Genomic DNA, 20,845 nt, shown 5'->3' with positions numbered 1-20,845 from the left:
GCGATGATCGCGGCCTTGTTGTTTCGCCAGTTTAGTAACTGCTTTCCGGCAAGCTCGCAATAATCGACCGATAGCTGTTCATTCGCTGCTGCTGCACGCGGCCGTCTTCCAGGGCCTTGAGCAGGGCGCAGCCCGGCTCGCGATCGTGTTTGCAATCGCGGAAGCGGCAGGTGCCGATCAGGTCGTTGAATTCGATAAAGCCCGCTTCCACATCGCTGCGGCTGACGTGGCCGAGGCCGAATTCACGGATACCCGGGGAGTCGATCAACTCACCGCCGCCCGGGAAGTGGAACAGCCGCGCCGTGGTGGTGGTGTGGGTGCCCTGGCCGGACAGCTCCGACAGCGGGCCCACGCGGGTATCGACTTCCGGCAGCAGGCTGTTGACCAGCGAGGATTTGCCCACGCCCGACTGGCCGACAAAGACGCTGATACGTCCGTCCAACTGCTGTTGCAGCTGTTCCATGCCATTGCCGTGATGGGCCGAGACTTCCAGCACCGGGTAGCCCAGGGTGCGGTAGACCCCCAGCAGCGCGTTGAGCGCGGGGGCATTCTGCTCGTCGATCAGGTCGAATTTGTTCAGCAGCAACAACGGGCGAATGCCGGCATGCTCGGCTGCCACCAGGTAGCGGTCGATCAGGTTGGCATGGGGCTCGGGCAGCGGTGCAAACACGATCACGATCATGTCGACGTTGGCCGCTACCGGCTTGAGCTGGCCACGGCTGTCGGGGCGGCGCAGCTCGGTGGTGCGCGGCAGTTGGGCGACGATCACGCCGATGCCCTGGTTGCCGGCGCGCCAGACCACCTTGTCGCCGGTGACCAGCGCAGGCAGGTTGGCACGCAAGTGGCAGCGGAACACCTGGCCCGCGAGTTCGCCTTCCAGCGCCTCGACTTCGACCTGCACACCGAAGTGCGCGATTACCAGGCCCGTCTGTTCGGGGCCCAGGTCGCCGCCCTCGAGCGCTTCCACGGCGGAGGATTCACGTTTGGCGGCGCGGGCGGCGCGTTCACCTTGAATCTTTTCGATGCGCCAGTTTTGGCGACGATTGAGCTGGCGTTTGGCCATTGGTGTTCCGTGTCGATAATGCAAAGGTTGGGTAAAACGGTCGCGAGTCTAGCACGGCCCCGCCTGCTAAACTGCGCAGCTACGCCAAGGTGCCAAGAGAATCAAGCCATGCAAAACCCACAGAACCTGATTTGGATCGATCTGGAAATGACCGGTCTGAACCCTGACACCGACGTCATCATCGAGATGGCGACCATTGTCACCGACAGCAACCTCAACACCTTGGCCGAAGGTCCGGTGATCGCCATCCACCACAGCGACGCCGTGCTCGCCACCATGGACGAGTGGAACACCCGAACCCACGGTAACTCCGGTCTGACCCAGCGTGTGCGTGACAGCCGCATCAGCATGGCCGAAGCCGAAGCCGAAACCATTGCCTTCCTGGAGAAGTGGGTGCCCAAGGGTAAATCGCCGATCTGCGGCAATAGCATCTGCCAGGATCGTCGCTTCCTTTATACCCATATGAAAGCGCTGGAAAGCTACTTCCACTACCGCAACCTGGATGTGTCCACGCTCAAGGAACTGGCCGCGCGCTGGGCGCCGGAGGTCAAGGACAGCTTCCATAAAGGCAGCACCCACCTGGCGCTGGATGACATTCGCGAGTCGATCGCCGAGCTGCAGCATTACCGCAAGCATTTCATCAAGGCTTGAAACGGTTTCTTACCGTGTCCGGGCTTTCTGTAGTGAGCGGGCTTGTCCCGCGCTGGGCTGCGTAGCGGCCCCACTGCTGTTGCCGCATTTTTCCCTATAGATATCATCGCCAAGTATTTGGGGCTGCTGCGCAGCCCAGCGCGGGGCAAGCCCGCTCACTACAAGGATCGCCTTCATGCTGCTGATGCTCTACCTCATCGCCATCACCGCCGAAGCCATGACCGGCGCGTTGTCCGCCGGCCGGCGCGGCATGGACTGGTTTGGTGTGGTGCTGATCGCCTGCGTGACGGCATTGGGCGGCGGCTCGGTACGCGACGTATTGCTCGGTCACTACCCTCTGACGTGGGTCAAGCACCCGGAATACCTGGTGCTGACCTCCATCGCGGCGCTGGTGACGATCTTTATCGCACCCTTGATGCGTCGCCTGCGCTCGCTGTTCCTCGCACTGGATGCCGTGGGCCTGGTCGCGTTCACCTTGATCGGCTGCATGACCGCCCTGGAAATGGGCCACGGCATGCTGGTGGCCTCGGTCAGCGGGGTGATCACCGGCGTCTTCGGTGGCATTCTGCGGGATATCTTCTGCAACGACATTCCGCTGATCTTCCGTCGTGAACTGTACGCCAGCGTGTCATTCCTCGCCGCCTGGTTCTACCTGCTGTGCCTCTACCTGGAACTGCCCAGCGAGCAGGCGATTCTACTGACCCTGTTCAGCGGCTTTCTATTGCGCCTGCTGGCGATCCGTTTTCACTGGGAAATGCCCAAGTTCGTCTACAACGACGACGTGCACTAGCGCGATGCGTGCTGGTTCAGCGCCCATTCCACATGTTCGCGTACCAGCTCCGACGGGTAATCCCGACGCGCCTTCAAGGCTTCCAGCACCGGAATGCTCGACGGCGCATTGCCCAGACCCACCGCCAGGTTGCGCAGCCAGCGCTCGTAACCGGCACGGCGCAATGGTGAGCCTTCGGTACTGCTGAGGAATTTATCCTCATCCCACATGAACAGCTCCGCCAGTTCCGCGTTATCCAGGTTGTGCCGTGGCTTGAAATCGCTTTCGGCAGTGGGTCGCGCGAAACGATTCCACGGACAAACGATCTGACAGTCATCGCAGCCGAATACCCGATTGCCGATCAGCGGGCGCAGGTCTTCCGGGATTGCGCTCTTGAGTTCGATGGTCAGATAGGAAATGCAGCGCCGGGCGTCCAGCACATAGGGGCCGACAAACGCGTTGGTGGGGCAGATGTCCAGGCAGGCGGTGCAGCGGCCGCAGTGCTCGGTGGCGTGGGGTGGATCCACGGGCAGCGGCAAATCGACAAACAGTTCGCTGAGGAAGAAATAACTGCCAGCCTTGCGATTGAGCACCAGGGTGTTTTTACCGATCCAGCCAAGGCCGGCTTGTTCGGCAATGGCCTTTTCCAGCACGGGCGCGCTGTCGACAAAGGCGCGAAAGCCGAAAGGGCCGATCTGCGCCTGGATGCGGTCGGCCAACTGCTGCACGCGCTTGCGGATCAGCTTGTGGTAGTCGCGGCCCAGGGCATACCGGGAGATGTAGGCTTTTTCCGGTTTTGCCAGCAGTTGCGCCATCTGCGTGTCGCCGGGCAGGTAATCCATGCGCAGCGACACCACGCGCAGGGTACCCGGCACCAGTTCGTCCGGGTGCGAGCGTTTGCTGCCATGGGCGCCCATGTAGTCCATCTCGCCGTGGTAGCCCGCGTCGAGCCAGCGTTGCAGATGGTGTTCATGCTCGGCCAGGTCCAGGCCGCTGATGCCGACTTGTTGAAAGCCCAGCTCGCGGCCCCAGTCTTTGATCGATTGGGCGAGGGCGGGCAGATCGGAGGTAATAGCGGGCATGAGACACGGGAAACCACAGGTTAGATGCGTATAATTCTGCCAGACATCGGAGCTTGAAGACGCATGCCGCAGACAAAACACGATATAACCGACGTTCAGCCTTTGTTGCACGGCCATTTGCCGCAACTGGCTGCGCGTTCCCCTGACGCCCATAAAGGCCAGTTCGGTCACCTGCTGATGATTGGCGGCGACCGGGGCTTTGGCGGTGCCGCGCTGTTGAGTGCCGAAAGCGCCCTGCGCAGTGGCGCGGGCATGGTGTCCCTGGCCACTCGCCTTGAGCACGTGCCGGCCGCGCTGGCGCGTTTGCCGGAAGTCATGAGCGTCGGCGTGAGTTCGGCCAACCAGTTGATGGGCTTGCTGGAAAAAATCTCGGTAATCGTCATTGGCCCCGGCCTGGGCGAAGCCTCCTGGGGTAAAAGCCTGTTGTCTGTTGCAGCCAATGCACGGCAGCCGCAGGTCTGGGATGCCGATGCGCTCAATCAACTGGCGACTGGCAGCGTGAGCCTGCCGGCCGATTGCGTGATCACTCCGCATCCTGGGGAAGCGGCGCGCTTGTTGGGGATTTCGACAGCCGAGGTTCAGGCCGACCGTCTTAAGGTGGCGCGCGCGTTGAGCCAGAAATTCAATGCAGTGGCTATCCTCAAGGGTGCTGGCAGTTTGATTGCCAGCCCGGACGGGCGCGTTTCACGCTGCGATCAAGGCCATCCGGCGATGGCGACGGCGGGCCTCGGTGACGTTTTGGCCGGCCTGGTAGGTGCGCTGCTGGCCCAGGGCATGCCGGCGTATGAAGCCAGCTGCCTGGCCGTCTGGTTGCACGCCACGGCGGGAGATCGCCAGGGCAGCTTTGGTCGCGGGCTGGCCGCCAGCGACCTGATACCCGCCATTCGTCAATTGCTGGAGGAACAGTCGCCGTGCCTGAAGTAATTCTTTTCCTGGCCGATGAAGACGCCATGGTGGCGTTAGGTCAGCGTATTGCCCAGGTCACGGCCGGGTCAGGCCTGATCTTTCTTGAAGGCGACCTGGGGGCGGGCAAGACCACGCTGTCCCGGGGGATCATTCGCGGTCTGGGCCACGCGGGGGCGGTCAAGAGTCCCACGTTCACCCTGGTTGAACCCTACGAGATCGGCGCAGTGCGGGCGTTCCATTTCGATCTCTACCGCCTGGTCGATCCCGAAGAACTCGAATTCATGGGCATCCGTGATTACTTCGATGAAGACGCGCTGTGCCTGATCGAGTGGCCAGATAAAGGCACAGGCTTTTTGCCAAAGCCGGACCTGACCATTACCATTACGCCGCATGATCACGGACGTCAGCTGAAGTTGTTGCCCCAGGGTGCGCGCGGTGAGTCGTGGTGCGCCGCTCTGGCTTTGGAATTCAAATAATTGGTGGGGTTAGGTATGCGCTTTCGCGCGTTGGTTGCTGTCGTAGGGGTGTTGCTTGCGGCAATGACTGTCAATGCTCTGGCTGCTTCACAGGTGAAGAGTGTTCGCCTGTGGCGAGCGCCGGATAACACGCGACTGGTGTTCGACCTGTCTGGCCCGGTCCAGCACAGTGTCTTTACCCTCACGGCGCCCGATCGCCTGGTGATCGACATCAATGGTGCGACCCTGGCCGCGCCGTTGAACGTGTCCACCGCCAACACGCCGATTACCGCCATGCGCTCGGCGCAGCGCACGCCGACCGACCTGCGGGTGGTGATCGACCTGAAAAAGGTCGTGACCCCGAAAAGCTTCTCCCTGGCGCCAAACGCCCAATACGGCAACCGGCTGGTGGTCGATCTGTTCGACAACGCCGCCGATGCCGCGCCGCCGCCGGCGCCAACCCCGGCCGTGGCGACAGTGCCGGCCGTACCGGTCAACCCGTCCCAACCCCAGGTCAAGCTGCCACCGCCGCCGCCAGCGCCGGCCGGCAAGCGCGACATTATCGTGGTGATCGATGCCGGCCACGGCGGTGAAGACCCGGGCGCATCCGGCTCGCGCGGCCAGCATGAGAAAGACGTGGTGCTGGCCATCGCCCGTGAGCTGCAGCGCCAGGTCAACGGCATGAAAGGCTACCGCGCCGAACTGACCCGTACCGGCGACTACTTCATTCCGTTGCGCGGCCGTACCGAAATCGCCCGTAAGAAGGGCGCCGACCTGTTCGTCTCGATCCATGCGGACGCCGCGCCTTCGACGGCGGCCTTCGGTGCCTCGGTGTTTGCCCTGTCGGATCGCGGCGCCACGTCCGAGACCGCGCGCTGGCTGGCCGACAGTGAAAACCGTTCCGACTTGATCGGCGGGGCCGGTAACGTGTCCCTCGATGACAAGGACAAGATGCTCGCCGGGGTACTGCTTGACCTGTCGATGACGGCCTCGCTGACCTCCAGCTTGAACGTCGGCCAGAAGGTGTTGAGCAACATCGGTCGGGTGACCTCGTTGCATAAGCAGCGTGTGGAACAGGCCGGGTTCATGGTGTTGAAGTCGCCGGACATCCCATCGATCCTGGTGGAAACCGGGTTTATCTCCAATGCCAACGAAGCCTCGAAGCTGGCCAGTGCCAGCCACCAGCAGGCCTTGGCGCGCTCCATCAGTGCTGGCGTGCGCCAGTTCTTCCAGCAAAACCCACCGCCGGGCACCTACATTGCCTGGCTGCGCGACTCGGGCAAAATCGCCCAGGGCCCGCGCGACCATCGCGTGCAGCCCGGCGACACCGTGGCCATGCTGGCCGTGCGTTTCCAGGTCTCGGCCGCGTCCCTGCGCAGCGCCAACAACCTGAAGAGCGATGAGTTGAAAATCGGCCAGGTGTTGACCATCCCCGGCACTGAATTGGCGGCGCAGTAATGAGCGAATCAGTCTTGAACAGCGGGTCGCGCATTGAATTGCTCAGCCCGCGCCTCGCCAACCAGATTGCGGCGGGCGAGGTCGTTGAACGGCCGGCCTCGGTGATCAAGGAGTTGCTGGAGAACAGCATCGACTCCGGCGCCAAGCGTATCGATGTCGATGTGGAGCAGGGCGGCGTCAAGCTGCTGCGCGTCCGCGACGATGGCAGCGGGATCTCCTCCGATGACCTGCCGCTGGCCCTGGCCCGTCACGCCACCAGCAAGATCCGCGACCTGGAAGACCTGGAGCGGGTGATGAGCCTGGGCTTTCGCGGTGAGGCATTGGCTTCCATCAGCTCCGTGGCGCGCCTGACCCTGACGTCGCGCACCCGTGATGCCGAGCAGGCCTGGCAGGTGGAAACCGAAGGCCGCGACATGGCGCCTCGGGTCCAGCCGGCTGCCCACCCGGTGGGCACCTCGGTGGAAGTGCGCGACCTGTTCTTCAACACCCCGGCGCGGCGCAAATTCCTCAAGGCCGAAAAAACCGAATTCGATCACCTGCAAGAAGTCATCAAGCGCCTGGCCCTGGCGCGTTTCGATGTGGCGTTTCACCTGCGCCACAACGGCAAGACCATCCTCAGCCTGCACGAAGCCAACGACGACGCCGCGCGTGCTCGCCGTGTCGCGGCAGTGTGCGGTGCGGGGTTCCTGGAGCAGGCGCTGCCGATTGAAATCGAACGCAACGGCCTGCGCCTGTGGGGTTGGGTGGGCTTGCCGACCTTCTCCCGCAGCCAGGCGGACTTGCAGTATTTCTTTGTGAATGGCCGGGCGGTACGCGACAAACTGGTGGCCCACGCGGTGCGCCAGGCTTATCGCGATGTGCTGTTCAACGGCCGGCATCCGACCTTTGTGCTGTTTTTCGAGGTCGACCCTTCGGTAGTGGACGTCAACGTGCACCCGACCAAGCACGAAGTACGCTTCCGTGACGGGCGCATGGTGCATGACTTCCTCTATGGCACCTTGCACCGTGCCCTGGGCGATGTGCGCCCGGATGACCAGTTGTCTGTGCCCATCGTGACGGCGGTGGTGCGGCCGAGCGGCCCCGAAGCGGGCGAGTTTGGCCCTCAGGGCGAAATGAGCCTGGCGGCAAACCTGCTGCAATCGCCGCAACCCCAGCCGAGCTATACGGCGCCGGGCTCTGGCTCGGGAGCGGGTTATCAGTACCAATACACACCGCGTCCGCAATCGGCCGTGCCGGTCGCCGAAGCGCAGGCTGCCTATCGTGAGTTCTTTGCGCCGTTGCCGGGTGCCGAGCCGGGCGCCGTGGCCTTGCCGGAAGGTGGCGGTGATATCCCACCGCTGGGCTACGCGTTGGCGCAGCTCAAGGGCATCTACATCCTCGCGGAAAATGCCCATGGCCTGGTGCTGGTGGACATGCACGCCGCCCACGAGCGGATCATGTACGAGCGTCTGAAGATCGCCATGGCCAGCGAAGGCCTGAGTGGCCAGCCGTTGCTGGTGCCGGAATCCCTGGCCGTCAGCCAGCGTGAGGCCGATTGCGCCGAAGAGCATCACGGTGTGTTCCAGAAACTGGGCTTCGAGTTGCAGCGCCTGGGCCCGGAAACCCTGGCGATCCGCCAGATTCCCGCGCTGCTCAAGCAGGCTGAGGCCAACCGGCTGGTGGCCGATGTATTGGCTGACCTGATGGAGTACGGCACCAGTGACCGTATCCAGGCACACATCAACGAACTGCTCGGCACCATGGCCTGCCACGGTGCCATCCGCGCCAATCGCCGCCTGGCCCTGCCGGAAATGAACGGCCTGCTGCGCGACATGGAAAACACCGAACGCAGCGGCCAGTGCAACCATGGCCGTCCGACCTGGACCCAGATGGGCCTGGATGATCTGGACAAACTGTTCTTGCGCGGCCGTTGATGAGTGCCTTGCCCCCCGCGATCTTCCTGATGGGCCCCACGGCCGCCGGCAAGACCGACCTGGCCATCGAGCTCACCAAGGTGCTGCCGTGCGAGCTGATCAGTGTCGACTCTGCCCTGGTTTACCGGGACATGGACATCGGCACCGCCAAGCCTTCCAAAGCGCTGCTGGCGCAGTATCCGCACCGGTTGATCGACATCATCGACCCGGCCGAGAGCTATTCCGCAGCGGATTTCCGCACCGACGCCCTGGCCGCCATGGCCGAGATCACCGCGCGGGGCAACATCCCCTTGCTGGTGGGCGGCACGATGCTCTACTACAAGGCTTTGCAGGAAGGGCTGGCCGACATGCCGCCCGCCGATGCCCATGTGCGCGCTGAACTCGAAGAAGAGGCTGCACGCCTTGGCTGGCAAGCCCTGCACGACCAGTTGGCAGCGGTTGACCCGGTATCTGCCGCGCGTATTCACCCCAATGATCCCCAGCGCCTCAGTCGCGCCCTGGAAGTCTGGCGGGTCAGCGGGCAGACCATGACTGAACTGCGGCTGAAACAAACTGCGCAAAGTGCTGATGCAGGCGCATCTGGACAGTCACAATTGCCCTATACTGTGGCGAATCTGGCCATCGCTCCGGCAAATCGCCAGGTGCTGCATGAACGAATTGCACAAAGATTCACAATTATGTTGGAACAGGGGTTTGTGGACGAGGTCGTAGCACTGCGTTCAAGAGGTGACCTGCATCCAGGGTTACCTTCGATACGTGCTGTAGGCTACCGCCAAGTCTGGGATCATCTGGATGGCAAGCTGACGTCAGCCGAAATGCAGGAGCGCGGCATCATTGCCACGCGCCAATTAGCGAAGCGCCAGTTCACCTGGCTGCGCAGCTGGAGCGATTTGCACTGGTTGGACAGCCTGGACAGCGACAATCTGTCACGCGCCTTGAAATACTTGGGAACGGTCTCCATATTGAGCTGAGTCCTTGCAATTGCCGTCTATCCTTGGGGGTGTGACGGCCATAAGCTATCTATTTTCCGATTTTTTATTATTGATCCTTAAAGGAGTGCGGCACATGTCAAAAGGGCATTCGCTACAAGACCCTTACTTGAATACTTTACGTAAAGAGAAAGTGGGGGTTTCCATCTACCTGGTCAACGGTATCAAGCTGCAAGGCACGATCGAGTCGTTCGACCAGTTCGTGATCCTGCTGAAAAACACCGTCAGCCAGATGGTCTACAAGCACGCTATCTCGACAGTGGTTCCAGTTCGTCCAATCCGTCTGCCTAGCGCCGCCGGTGATGATGCAGCTGACGCTGAGCCAGGTAACGCCTGATAGGAGTCTCCTTTGTTCTTTGAGCGCCACGGTGGTGGTGAGCGAGTCATCCTCGTTCACTTGGATGGACAGGACCCTGAGGCGCGCGAAGATCCGCAGGAGTTTCAGGAGCTGGCAAATTCGGCCGGCGCCGAGACCGTTGCGTTTTTTAACGTGCCGCGTCATCGGCCAACCGCCAAATTCCTGATTGGCAGCGGCAAGGTCGAGGAACTGCGCGACCTGGTCCATGCCGAAGAAGCCGATCTGGTGATCTTCAATCACACCCTCACGCCCAGTCAGGAACGTAACCTCGAACGTGTATTCGAGTGTCGCGTGATCGACCGCACCGGCCTGATTCTCGATATTTTCGCCCAACGCGCCCGTACCCATGAGGGCAAGCTCCAGGTCGAATTGGCCCAGCTTGACCACATGAGCACTCGGCTGGTTCGCGGTTGGACTCACCTTGAGCGTCAGGGTGGCGGTATCGGCATGCGGGGCCCGGGTGAAACCCAGTTGGAAACCGACCGGCGCCTGCTGCGGGTTCGCCTGCGTCAGATCAAGGGCCGACTGGAGAAGGTGCGCAGCCAGCGCGAGCAATCGCGACGTGGCCGTTCGCGTGCCGATATCCCTACCGTATCGCTGGTGGGCTACACCAACGCCGGCAAGTCCACGCTGTTCAACAACGTGACCAAATCGGACGTGTACGCGGCTGACCAACTGTTCGCGACCCTCGACCCGACCTTGCGCCGTCTGGATATCGACGACCTGGGGCCGATTGTCCTGGCCGATACCGTGGGTTTCATTCGGCACCTGCCCCACAAGCTGGTCGAGGCATTTCGGTCTACGCTCGAGGAGTCGAGCAATTCCGACCTGCTGTTGCACGTGATCGATGCGGCCGAACCGGATCGCATGTTGCAGATTGAACAGGTGATGGTCGTGCTGGGCGAGATTGGCGCCCAGGACTTGCCGATCCTCGAGGTCTATAACAAACTCGATTTGCTTGAAGGCGTCGAGCCACAAATCCAGCGCGACGAGAACGGCAAGCCCCAGCGGGTCTGGCTGTCGGCGCGCGATGGCAGTGGTTTGGAGCTGCTTGAACAAGCCATTGCCGAATTGCTCGGCAGCGATTTGTTCGTCGGCACCTTGCGCTTGCCTCAGCGTTTTGCTCGACTGCGTGCACAGTTTTTCGAGCTGGGCGCGGTACAGAAAGAAGAACACGACGAAGAAGGTGTCAGCTTGCTGGCCGTTCGATTGCCGCGCTCGGAGCTCAATCGGCTGGTCAGCCGTGAAGGCGTAGTACCGACAGAGTTCATCGAACAACACACTTTGCAATAAAAGCCTCCGAAAGCGGTTGTGCCGCAGTAGCAGGCATTCTGTAGCATTGGTCGGCGCGCCGTGGGTGCGTCTTTGCTTTATCAGATGGAGAGCGCTATGGCTTGGAATGAGCCGGGTGGCAACTCGAATAATCAGGATCCTTGGGGTGGTAAGCGCCGCAATAATGGCGACCGCAAGGGGCCACCAGATCTCGACGAGGCCTTCCGAAAGCTGCAGGAAAGCCTGAATGGGTTGTTCGGTGGTGGAAAAAAACGGGGTGGTGATGAAGGTGGTCGCACCGGCAAGGGCGGCGGCTACGGCCTGCTGGGCCTGGGTCTTGTCGTGCTGGCGGCCGTATGGCTGTACAGCGCCGTATACGTCGTGGACGAGCAGGAGCAAGCCGTGGTGCTGCGCTTCGGCAAGTACTACGAGACTGTCGGTCCTGGCCTGAATATCTATTTCCCGCCGATCGACAAGAAGTACATGGAGAACGTCACGCGTGAGCGTGCCTACACCAAGCAGGGCCAGATGCTGACCGAAGACGAGAACATCGTCGAAGTGCCGCTGACCGTGCAGTACAAGATCAGCAACCTGCAGGACTTCGTGCTGAACGTCGATCAGCCGGAAATCAGCCTGCAGCACGCAACTGAAAGCGCCCTGCGCCACGTGGTGGGTTCCACCGCCATGGACCAGGTGCTGACCGAAGGCCGTGAACTGATGGCCAGCGAAATAAAGGAGCGCCTGCAACGGTTCCTCGATACCTATCGCACCGGCATCACCGTCACCCAGGTGAACGTACAGAGCGCAGCGGCACCGCGTGAAGTGCAGGAAGCGTTCGACGACGTGATCCGCGCCCGTGAAGACGAACAGCGTTCGCGCAACCAGGCTGAAACCTACGCCAACGGCGTCGTGCCGGAAGCCCGTGGCCAGGCCCAGCGTATCCTCGAGGATGCCAACGGTTACCGTGACGAAGTGGTCTCCCGTGCCAAGGGTGAAGCGGATCGCTTTACCAAGCTGGTCGCCGAGTACCGCAAGGCGCCTGAGGTGACGCGTGAGCGTCTGTACCTGGACACCATGCAGGAAGTCTTCAGCAACACCAGCAAGGTCCTCGTGACCGGCAGCAAGGGTGGGCAGAACAACCTGCTGTACCTGCCGCTGGACAAGATGATCGAAGGTGGTCGCAGCAGCTCCAGTGCACCGTCCACCGGTTCCAATGCCGCTGCCAATGAAGCGAGCGCCCGTGCGGCCGCTGACTTGCTGCAACAGCAAACACGTACCAGGGAGAGTCGTTGATGAGCAATAAATCGCTGACCGCCCTGATTGTGGGCGTCGTCGTGGTCATCGCTGCCTGGAACTGCTTCTACATCGTGGCTCAGACCGAGCGTGCGGTGCTGCTGCAATTCGGTCGCGTGGTCCAGGCGGATGTCCAGCCGGGCCTGCATGTGAAAGTCCCCTACGTCAACCAGGTGCGCAAGTTCGACGCGCGCCTGATGACCCTGGATGCACCGACACAGCGCTTCCTGACCCTGGAAAAGAAAGCCGTGATGGTTGACGCCTACGCCAAGTGGCGCGTCAAGGACGCCGAGCGCTTCTACACTGCGACCTCCGGCCTCAAGCAGATTGCCGACGAGCGTTTGTCGCGCCGTCTGGAGTCGGGCCTGCGTGACCAGTTTGGTAAGCGCACCCTGCACGAGGTGGTGTCCGGTGAACGCGATGCGCTGATGGCGGATATCACCCGTTCGTTGAACACGATGGCGGAAAAAGAGCTGGGGATCGAAGTTGTCGATGTTCGGGTCAAGGCCATCGATTTGCCGAAGGAAGTGAACCGCAGCGTGTTCGAGCGCATGAGCACCGAGCGTGAGCGTGAGGCCCGTGAGCACCGTGCCAAGGGTAACGAGCTGGCTGAAGGTATCCGTGCGGATGCCGACCGTCAGCGCCGTGTACTGCTGGCAGAAGCCTATCGCGAGTCTGAAGAGGCCCGTGGTGATGGTGATGCTCAAGCCGCGGCGATCTACGCCAAGGCTTACGGCCAGGACCAGGAGTTCTACGCGTTCTACCGTAGCCTGCGTGCCTACCGTGAAAGCTTCGCGAACAAAACCGACGTCATGGTGCTGGACCCAAGCAGCGACTTCTTCCGCTACCTGGAAAAGTCCAAGTAACCAGCCCGTGATTTTGTAGGGCGCACTCCGTCGGGCGGCTAAAACGCCTGGCGGGGTGATCCTTTCAGAAAACGGGTGTATGATGCGGCAGCCGGGAAATTCCCGGCTTTTTTGCGTCTGCATGTTTGATTCGGCAGGCGTGACAGGTTTTTCGAGGAAAGTGCCCGACGAGGCCGTTAACAGGTCGTTCGTCACGTCGCTCTTGCGCGTGGTTTATGCAGGGGGCGGGTATTTTCTGCTTCACTCAAGGCTCGGCCGAGGGCTGGCCGCCCGGATCATAGGGGAATGGCGTAATGGCAACGGTAGACCGCTGGCTGCTGCCAGATGGCATCGAAGAAGTACTGCCACCAGAAGCTGCGCGCATTGAAGTAGCGCGTCGCCAGGTGTTGGATCTGTTCCAGAGCTGGGGTTACGAGTTTGTCGTGACCCCCCATATCGAGTACCTGGAATCCCTGCTGACCGGCGCGGGCCAGGACCTGGATCTGCGCACCTTCAAGGTCATCGACCCGCAATCGGGCCGGCAAATGGGGTTCCGTGCCGACATCACGCCGCAAGTGGCACGCATCGATGCGCACACCCTGCGCCGCGAAGGCCCGAGCCGCCTGTGCTACGCCGGCAGCGTGCTGCACGCTCAACCGCGTGCCTTGTCGTCCTCCCGCAGCCCGATCCAGTTGGGCGCGGAGTTGTACGGTGATGCCAGCCCGAGCAGCGACGTTGAAGTGATCAGCCTGATGCTGGCCATGCTGCAACTGGCTGATGTGCCAGATGTCCACATGGACCTCGGTCACGTGGGTATCTACCGTGGCCTGGCCCGTGCGGCCGGTTTGTCCGGTGAAGCCGAGCAACAGCTGTTCGATGCCCTGCAGCGCAAGGCGATCGATGAAGTCATCGCCTTGACCGCTGGCGTGCCTGCGGATCTGGCCGAGATGCTGCGTGCACTGGTCAACCTGTGTGGCGGCCGTGAAGTGCTGGTGGCTGCACGTGAACGCCTGGCCAAGGCGCCGGCGCCGGTATTGGCTGCACTGGATGACCTGCTGGCGATTGCTGAGCGGTTGTCGGCGCGGTTCCCGCAGTTGCCGCTGTATTTTGATTTGGGCGAGCTGCGCGGCTACCACTACCACACCGGTGTGGTGTTCGCGGTGTTTGTGCCGGGTGTTGGCCAGGCCATCGCCCAAGGTGGTCGTTACGACGACATCGGCGCCGACTTCGGTCGTGCGCGTCCGGCCACCGGCTTTTCCACCGATTTGAAAACCCTGGTGACCCTGGGGCGTGCTGAGGTCGAGCTGCCGTCTGGTGGCATCTGGATGCCCGACAGTACGGACGCAGCACTCTGGCAGCAGGTTTGCCAGTTGCGCAGTGAGGGTCAGCGTGTTGTCCAGGCATTGCCTGGGCAGCCATTGGCCGCCGCCCGTGAAGCGGACTGCGACCGGCAATTGATTCTGCAGAACGGGCTTTGGCAAGTATCGCCACTGGCTTCTTGAGTTTTCCTGCCGGCCATCGCCGGCACCAAGTTTGCGCGAATGAGGACAAGTGTTATGGGTAAGAATGTCGTAGTCCTGGGCACCCAATGGGGTGATGAGGGCAAAGGCAAGATCGTTGATCTGCTGACCGAACATGCTGCCGCCGTAGTGCGCTACCAAGGCGGTCACAACGCTGGCCACACCCTGGTCATCGACGGCGAAAAAACCGTCTTGCACCTGATCCCGTCGGGCGTCCTGCGCGAAGGCGTGCAGTGCCTGATCGGCAACGGCGTCGTGGTTGCGCCGGATGCCCTGCTGCGTGAGATCACCAAGCTGGAAGAGAAAGGCGTACCGGTGCGCGAGCGCCTGCGTATCAGCCCGTCCTGCCCGCTGATCCTGTCCTTCCACGTTGCGCTGGACCAGGCCCGTGAAAAGGCCCGTGGCGAGCTGAAGATCGGCACCACCGGTCGCGGCATCGGCCCGGCCTACGAAGACAAGGTCGCGCGTCGTGGCCTGCGTGTGGGCGACCTGCTCAACATGCCGCGCTTTGAAGACAAGCTGCGTGAACTGGTGGATTACCACAACTTCATGCTGGTGGGTTACTACAAAGAGCCAGCCATCGAATTCGACAAGACCCTGGCCGAGTGCAAGGAATACGCTGAGCTGCTCAAGCCGCTGATGCTGGATGTGACCGCCGAGCTGCACGACCTGCGTCGCGCCGGCAAGGACATCATGTTCGAAGGCGCCCAGGGTTCGTTGCTGGACATCGACCACGGTACCTACCCGTACGTGACCAGCTCCAACACCACTGCCGGCGGCGTCGCTACCGGTTCGGGCGTTGGTCCTATGTTCCTGGACTACATCCTCGGCATCACCAAGGCCTACACCACCCGTGTAGGTTCGGGCCCGTTCCCGACTGAACTGTTCGACGAAGTCGGTGCGCACCTGGCCAAGCAGGGTCACGAATTCGGCGCGACCACCGGCCGTGCTCGTCGCTGTGGCTGGTTCGACGCCGTTATCCTGCGTCGCGCGATCGATGTGAACAGCATCTCGGGCATCTGCTTCACCAAGCTGGATGTACTCGACGGCCTGGAAACCATCAACATCTGCGTCGGCTACAAAGATGCCGAAGGCAAGGACGTTGCCCCGGTTGACGCCGACAGCTACGTGGGCCTGCAGCCTGTGTACGAAGAAGTGCCGGGCTGGAGCGAGTCGACCGTGGGTGCCAAGACCCTGGAAGAGTTGCCAGCCAATGCCCGTGCCTACATCAAGCGCGTTGAAGAGCTGATCGGTGCGCCGATTGACATTATTTCGACGGGCCCGGATCGCAACGAGACCATCGTTCTGCGTCACCCGTTCGCTTAATAAGCTATTGATGTAAAAAGCAAAGGGCTCCTTCGGGAGCCCTTTGTCGTATCTGCATGCCAAGCGGCACGACCCTTGCTATGTTTCTTTCTTTCGCGGTGCTATCAAATTAATGGCACCCGTGGTGGAGGGATTCCCGATGTCTGCCGTTCTCTCATTGTTACAAAGCCGTCTGTTGCGGCCGGTGTTCGTTACCCTAGGTATCGCTCTTTTGGTGCAAGTGCTGGTGGCGGTCGCTCTCACCCGGAGCACGGTCACGGCGCTGGAGGCCGATTTAGGCAGTCGCCTGGGCATCGACAGCCAGAAGCTGTCCGGTGAATTGGCCCAGGCCGGCAAGGAAGTCACGTCGAGCCTGGACAGCTTGTCCACCAGTACCCGTCAGCGTCTGACCGCCGGGCTTTCCGAGCGCCTGCAGGCAGAGCAGAAACAGTTGCGTGCGACCCTGGAAAAAGACCTGCAAGACTCCGCCAACGATATGGCGCAACTGCTGGCCTCGGTGGCGCCCCGCGCCATGTGGGACAGCGATGTGCCAACGCTGTCCGAGTTTGCCCGACGCGCCCAGCGCAATCCCAACGTGCTGTTCGTGGTCTATGACGACGCGGCGGGTGAGCACCTGACTCGTTATCTGAATCGCGAAAATCCGATCAACAAGGCGTTGCTGGAAAAAGGCCAGGGCGATCGCGCCCTGGACAAAGTCCTGAACGCCGCGAAGAACGATCCTTCGGTGTTCTACGTCGAGGCGTCCATCAGTCCTAACGGCGTGGAGATTGGCAAGGTGCTCATGGGGGTGTCGACCGCGTCGGTCGAGGCCGATCTGCAAGCGCTGGACAAGCGTTTTTCCGCACTGATAGCCAGCGGTGATCAGTTGGTCGGCGACAGCCTCAAAGGTGCCGCGGCGGATAGCGCGGCGGCCATGGGCGCTCGCCTGCAGTCGGCGCAAGCCACTGCGACCCAGATGACCGTCAACACCACCGGCGCCGTGCAGGAGGCTGCCGGCACCTTGCGTTGGCGCATCGGCATGGGGCTGGCGGTGGTCGGTTTCGGCGTATTGCTGCTGATCGCCGTGGTTCTCGGCCGTCGTGTGGTCAATCGCCTGAAACTGCTTATCGCGGCCATGGATGACCTGGCAGCAGGCGAGGGCGACCTCACCAAGCGCGTGCAGATCAACAGCAAGGACGAAATTGGCGACATGGCCTCGGCGGTCAATCGCTTTGTGGATAAGTTGCAGCCTATCGTGCGCGAGGCGGGCGACGTGGCCCAGCGTACCGGCGTGGAAATCGGCGCCATGACCTTGCGCAATGCCGGCGCCGATGCGGCAGCGGGCTTGCAGCGTGATGAGGTGGCGGAAAGTTTGCGCGCGCTGTCGCAAATGGCCGACGAGGCCCAGGCCGAAAGCCACGCCATGCAGGCGGCGTTGCAGCAGGTGGTGGATATTCGTCAGGCGACGGACGAGAACTCGCGCACGTCGGCCGAAGTCGGCAGTTTGATCGAAGCGTTGGCGGGGCAGGTCCAGGCCGGGTCCCAGGTCATCGAGCGCCTGGCCCAGCAAAGCGAGCAGATCGAAGTGGTGCTGACGGTCATCCATGGTATCGCCGAGCAGACCAACCTGCTGGCGCTCAACGCGGCCATTGAAGCCGCGCGTGCGGGCGAGACCGGGCGGGGCTTTGCGGTGGTGGCGGACGAAGTACGCGCGTTGGCCAGTAAGACCCAAAGTTCTACCGGCGATATCCAGGCCCATATCGTCGCGTTGCAGCAGGGCGCACGCGAGGCGGTGGAAACCATCGGCAAGGCCGGGCGCCAGGCCAACGAAGGTTTGCTGGTGCTGCGCGACAGCGTGCGCTTGCAGCAGACGGTGCAGGCCTCGGTGGAGCAGGTGCATGCAGCGATTGGCCTGGCTACCCGCGCCGCCGAGCATCAGGCCCAGGGCGCCCATGCGGTACGAGGCCGGGTCGAGGTGATCCATGCCCAGGCCGAGCGTGCGGCGCAGGCGGTGGTGGAGACTACCGCCAGTGGCAAGGTGCTGGATGGGTTGGCGGCGCAGTTGAAGGCGAGTCTGGGGCAGTTCCGGGCTTAGCGTCGTCTGTTCTGGCCTCATCGGGGGCTTGCCCCCGATAGCGATCTCAGCGGCTCAAGTACATCCGAGTTGTCAGCAGATAGACCGGCAACCCCGACACCACTATCAACAACGCCGCATAAGGCGCCGCCGCCGCAAACTCCACATTCGAGGTATGTGCCCACACGGCAGTCGCCAAGGTATTCAGCCCGGTAGGGCTGAGCAGCAGCGTCGCCGTCAATTCCTTCATGGCGTCCAGGAACACCAGCGCAAATGCCGCACCCAATGCCGGAAAAATAATCGGCAGCGTCACTCGGCAAAACGCACTGAACGACGATGCCCCCAGCGTGCGTGCAGCCTCTTCCAACTGCGGCGCCGCCTTGTTCAAGGCCGTGCGGATCGGCGCCTGGGCCAATGGAAGAAACAACAAGGCATAGGCGATCAGCAGCAACGCAGAGGTCTGGTACAGCGCCGGCACGTAATGCAGGGCGAAATACACCAGTGTCAACGCAATCACCAGGCCGGGCAGGGCGTGCAGCAGGTACGGCAGGCGCTCGGCCCAGATCGCCAGTCGGCCCTTGTAGCGCACCACCAGCAGCCCCACCGGTACCGCCAGCGCCAGGCACAGTGCCGCGCCACCCAGCGACAGCATCAGGGAGGACAGCAATGCCTCGCCAATCTCGGCCATTGGAAATGCCGCCGATGAACCTACCGCCAGCCAATAGCCGAGCATGCCCAAGGGGATGCCGCTGCCGATGATCGCCAGCGCCAGGCAATACACCTGGCCCAGTGGCGCCCACTTGCCCAGTCGCACCTGCTCCCCATGCCGCGCCGCGCCCTGGCCGATGCGCACGTGCCGGCCCTTGCCGCGCACGCGCAGTTCCAGCCACAGCAGGGTCAGGCACATCACCAGCAATACCGCAGAAAGCATCGCGGCATTGGCGTTGCTGAACTCCAGTTCGAATTGCTGGTAGATCGCGGTGGTGAAGGTTTGCAGGCCGATGATCGACAGCGCGCCGAACTCCACCAGCATATGCAGGGCAATCAGCAGTGCCCCGGCCAGCAGCGACGGCCACAGCAAGGGCAGGGTGATGCGCAGGAATACGCCCCAGCGATTCAGCCCCAGGGTGCGGGCCGATTCTTCAAGGGAAGGGTCCAGGTTGCGCAAGGTTGCGGCCACTGGCAAAAACACCAGCGGGTATTTGGACAGGGTCATCACCAGGATCGCGCCGCCGAGCCCTTCGAAGTGGGCGCTCAGGGATACCCAGGTGAAGCTGCTGACAAACGCCGGCACCGCGAACGGCAGGCACAGGACTACACCCCAGAGGCGGCGCCCTGGCAGATTGCTGCGTTCCAGCAGCCAGGCCAGGGACAGGCCGATCACGCCGCACGCCACCGTCACGCCGACCATCAGCGCCAGGGTATTGCGCAGCAGCCCGAACACATAGGGGCGCCAGAGCAGATGCACCGCCTGCGCCCAGCCCGCCTGCCAGGCCTTCAGCCCGACGTACACCAGTGGCAGCAGGCTCAGGCCAACCAGTAGCAGGACGGGGAGCAGTAGCCAGATCGAAGGGCGCTTGCGGCGCGGGCTGAGCCCCCCGCGCAGGGCGGGGGTGGGTAGCGATGGGTTCATCAGTTCAAGCCAACCTCACGTTCCAGGTCCAGGGCTTCTTCTGCGTTGCCCAGGTCGGCAGGCGTGACTTTCGGCGGCTGCAGTTCGCTGAAGGGCTTAAGGCCGCGGTTGGATTCCATGCCTTTGCGCAGCGGGTACTCGGCCGAGGTAGTGGTAATCACGCGCTGGCCTTCTTCGCTGGCCATGAACGCCAGCAGTTGCTGGGCTTCTTTGGGATGCTTGCTGGACTTCAGCGCGGCCGCCGAAGACACGGTGATCAGGCCGCCGGCATCGCCATCGGTGAAGTAGTGCAGTTGGGAATCGAGGTTGGTTTTTTCTTTCTTCAGGGCAAACCAGTAGTAGTTGTTCACCAGAACGGTGGCTACTTCGCCGTTTTCCACGGCCTTCAGGGCGACCATATTGTTGCTGTACACCTTGCCGAAGGCACGCAGGCCGGTCAGCCATTCTTCGGCGGCTTCACGGCCGTGCAGCTTGATGATCGCCACGGCCTGTTCCTGGAAGGCACCGCTGGTAGGTACGAAGCCGACCTTGCCTTGCCACTCGGGGCCGGCGAAATCCAATACCGACTTGGGCAGGTCTTTCTCGGCAATCAGTTTGGGGTTGAAGGCTACGACGCGGGTGCGTGCGGTCACGCCCATCCAGTCGCCGTTACGACCCACGTAATCCTTGGGCAGGACGTCGAGCGTGCCTGCATCGATCTTGGCCAGCAGGCCTTGCTCGCCAAGTTTGTTCAATGGCGGCGATTCTTCGGTGTAGATCACGTCGGCAGGGGAGCGGTCGCCTTCCTCCACGACTTGGCTGGCCAGTTGGTTGCTGCTGCCCTTGCGTACGTTGACGTGAATACCGGTCCTGGCTTCGAAGGCCTTGGCGAGTTCATCGCCGACTTCTTTGTGTTGGCCGTTGTACAGGGTCAGGGAGACTTTGTCGGCGGAGTAGGCGGCGGGGGAGAGTAGGGTCAGGCCGAGCAGAGTGATGGTCAGGCCACGCAGAAGGGATGTCTTGAGACGGGTATCGCGGATCATCATCCGGGGTTTTCCTCACTTGAGTGCAACAAATCATTGCAAGGATAAACGATAAAACTTCTCAAGTGCGCCAAAGGGGGGAAATTGCTGGTGGAGGTTTTCAAACCCCGGAAACGAAAAAACCCGCTTTCGCGGGTTTGATCTGAATTTGGTGCCCAGGAGAAGACTCGAACTTCCACGACCTTGCGATCACCAGCACCTGAAGCTGGCGTGTCTACCAATTTCACCACCTGGGCA

General features: G+C 62.0%; 18 protein-coding genes and 1 tRNA gene. 14 read left to right on the top strand and 5 right to left on the bottom strand.

Features of this window, described 5'->3' with window-relative positions; translation table 11 throughout:
* Window positions 1–31: 31 nt before the first annotated feature.
* Window positions 32–1,063 (bottom strand): small ribosomal subunit biogenesis GTPase RsgA, encoded by a 1,032-nt coding sequence (gene rsgA, locus BLQ09_RS28150; RefSeq protein ID WP_092359371.1) that lies wholly within the window; start codon window positions 1,061–1,063, stop codon window positions 32–34.
* Window positions 1,064–1,171: 108 nt separating this feature from the next.
* Here rsgA and orn point away from each other — a divergent pair, with 108 nt between their 5' ends.
* Both orn and BLQ09_RS28140 read left to right on the top strand, forming a co-directional pair.
* On the top strand, window positions 1,172–1,714 hold the full coding sequence (gene orn / locus BLQ09_RS28145) for an oligoribonuclease (RefSeq protein ID WP_010213620.1): 543 nt from the start codon (window positions 1,172–1,174) through the stop codon (window positions 1,712–1,714).
* Between the two features lie 175 nt (window positions 1,715–1,889).
* The gene (locus BLQ09_RS28140) at window positions 1,890–2,504 is read left to right on the top strand and encodes a trimeric intracellular cation channel family protein (protein ID WP_027604906.1); all 615 of its coding nucleotides are present in this window, start codon (window positions 1,890–1,892) and stop codon (window positions 2,502–2,504) included.
* On the opposite strand, the gene queG is transcribed toward BLQ09_RS28140, so the two are convergent.
* Window positions 2,501–3,565: a tRNA epoxyqueuosine(34) reductase QueG gene (queG, locus tag BLQ09_RS28135; RefSeq protein ID WP_027604905.1), complete on the bottom strand. Its 1,065-nt coding sequence runs from the start codon at window positions 3,563–3,565 to the stop codon at window positions 2,501–2,503. The two genes, BLQ09_RS28140 and queG, sit on opposite strands and share 4 nt — an antisense overlap.
* 63 nt (window positions 3,566–3,628) lie before the next feature.
* Here queG and BLQ09_RS28130 point away from each other — a divergent pair, with 63 nt between their 5' ends.
* From BLQ09_RS28130 to BLQ09_RS28075, 12 genes are all read left to right on the top strand, one after another.
* The gene (locus BLQ09_RS28130; RefSeq protein WP_092359370.1) at window positions 3,629–4,489 is read left to right on the top strand and encodes an NAD(P)H-hydrate dehydratase; all 861 of its coding nucleotides are present in this window, start codon (window positions 3,629–3,631) and stop codon (window positions 4,487–4,489) included.
* Entirely contained in the window at window positions 4,477–4,947 is a 471-nt protein-coding gene (tsaE, locus tag BLQ09_RS28125; RefSeq protein ID WP_092359369.1) for a tRNA (adenosine(37)-N6)-threonylcarbamoyltransferase complex ATPase subunit type 1 TsaE, read from the top strand. The genes BLQ09_RS28130 and tsaE overlap by 13 nt, the downstream gene beginning before the upstream one ends.
* Window positions 4,948–4,962: 15 nt before the next feature.
* Window positions 4,963–6,384 (top strand): N-acetylmuramoyl-L-alanine amidase, encoded by a 1,422-nt coding sequence (locus BLQ09_RS28120; protein WP_027604902.1) that lies wholly within the window; start codon window positions 4,963–4,965, stop codon window positions 6,382–6,384.
* On the top strand, window positions 6,384–8,297 hold the full coding sequence (mutL, locus tag BLQ09_RS28115; RefSeq protein WP_092359367.1) for a DNA mismatch repair endonuclease MutL: 1,914 nt from the start codon (window positions 6,384–6,386) through the stop codon (window positions 8,295–8,297). Before BLQ09_RS28120 ends, mutL begins: the two co-directional genes overlap by 1 nt.
* Entirely contained in the window at window positions 8,297–9,268 is a 972-nt protein-coding gene (gene miaA, locus BLQ09_RS28110; RefSeq protein ID WP_092359365.1) for a tRNA (adenosine(37)-N6)-dimethylallyltransferase MiaA, read from the top strand. The genes mutL and miaA overlap by 1 nt, the downstream gene beginning before the upstream one ends.
* A 94-nt stretch (window positions 9,269–9,362) precedes the next feature.
* Complete coding sequence (hfq, locus tag BLQ09_RS28105) at window positions 9,363–9,623, top strand: RNA chaperone Hfq (protein WP_003171355.1); 261 nt, start codon at window positions 9,363–9,365, stop codon at window positions 9,621–9,623.
* Window positions 9,624–9,635: 12 nt separating this feature from the next.
* Window positions 9,636–10,937, top strand: coding sequence for a ribosome rescue GTPase HflX (gene hflX, locus BLQ09_RS28100; RefSeq protein ID WP_027604899.1), 1,302 nt, complete (start codon window positions 9,636–9,638; stop codon window positions 10,935–10,937).
* A 96-nt stretch (window positions 10,938–11,033) separates the two neighbouring features.
* Entirely contained in the window at window positions 11,034–12,209 is a 1,176-nt protein-coding gene (hflK, locus tag BLQ09_RS28095) for an FtsH protease activity modulator HflK (RefSeq protein WP_092359364.1), read from the top strand.
* Window positions 12,209–13,075: a protease modulator HflC gene (gene hflC, locus BLQ09_RS28090; protein ID WP_010213607.1), complete on the top strand. Its 867-nt coding sequence runs from the start codon at window positions 12,209–12,211 to the stop codon at window positions 13,073–13,075. The genes hflK and hflC overlap by 1 nt, the downstream gene beginning before the upstream one ends.
* Window positions 13,076–13,368: 293 nt before the next feature.
* On the top strand, window positions 13,369–14,556 hold the full coding sequence (locus tag BLQ09_RS28085; protein WP_092359361.1) for an ATP phosphoribosyltransferase regulatory subunit: 1,188 nt from the start codon (window positions 13,369–13,371) through the stop codon (window positions 14,554–14,556).
* Between the two features lie 54 nt (window positions 14,557–14,610).
* On the top strand, window positions 14,611–15,900 hold the full coding sequence (locus BLQ09_RS28080; protein ID WP_027604896.1) for an adenylosuccinate synthase: 1,290 nt from the start codon (window positions 14,611–14,613) through the stop codon (window positions 15,898–15,900).
* A gap of 139 nt (window positions 15,901–16,039) precedes the next feature.
* Window positions 16,040–17,974 carry a methyl-accepting chemotaxis protein gene (locus BLQ09_RS28075; protein ID WP_092359359.1) on the top strand — a complete coding sequence of 645 codons (1,935 nt, stop codon included), beginning with the start codon at window positions 16,040–16,042 and terminating at the stop codon, window positions 17,972–17,974.
* Window positions 17,975–18,020: 46 nt separating this feature from the next.
* On the opposite strand, the gene BLQ09_RS28070 is transcribed toward BLQ09_RS28075, so the two are convergent.
* The 3 genes from BLQ09_RS28070 to BLQ09_RS28060 all read right to left on the bottom strand — a co-directional run bounded on the left by BLQ09_RS28070 (window position 18,021) and on the right by BLQ09_RS28060 (window position 20,844).
* Window positions 18,021–19,586 (bottom strand): ABC transporter permease, encoded by a 1,566-nt coding sequence (locus BLQ09_RS28070; protein WP_092359357.1) that lies wholly within the window; start codon window positions 19,584–19,586, stop codon window positions 18,021–18,023.
* On the bottom strand, window positions 19,586–20,611 hold the full coding sequence (locus tag BLQ09_RS28065; protein ID WP_065925621.1) for an iron ABC transporter substrate-binding protein: 1,026 nt from the start codon (window positions 20,609–20,611) through the stop codon (window positions 19,586–19,588). Before BLQ09_RS28065 ends, BLQ09_RS28070 begins: the two co-directional genes overlap by 1 nt.
* A gap of 146 nt (window positions 20,612–20,757) precedes the next feature.
* Window positions 20,758–20,844, bottom strand: a tRNA-Leu gene (locus tag BLQ09_RS28060).
* Window position 20,845: the final 1 nt, after the last annotated feature.

Origin of the sequence: Pseudomonas sp. NFACC25, from assembly GCF_900100935.1 — a bacterium.
GTDB lineage: Bacteria > Pseudomonadota > Gammaproteobacteria > Pseudomonadales > Pseudomonadaceae > Aquipseudomonas > Aquipseudomonas marginalis.
The sequence above is the reverse complement of the archived record's forward strand: the minus strand, read 5'-3'. Positions and strand labels throughout refer to the sequence as shown.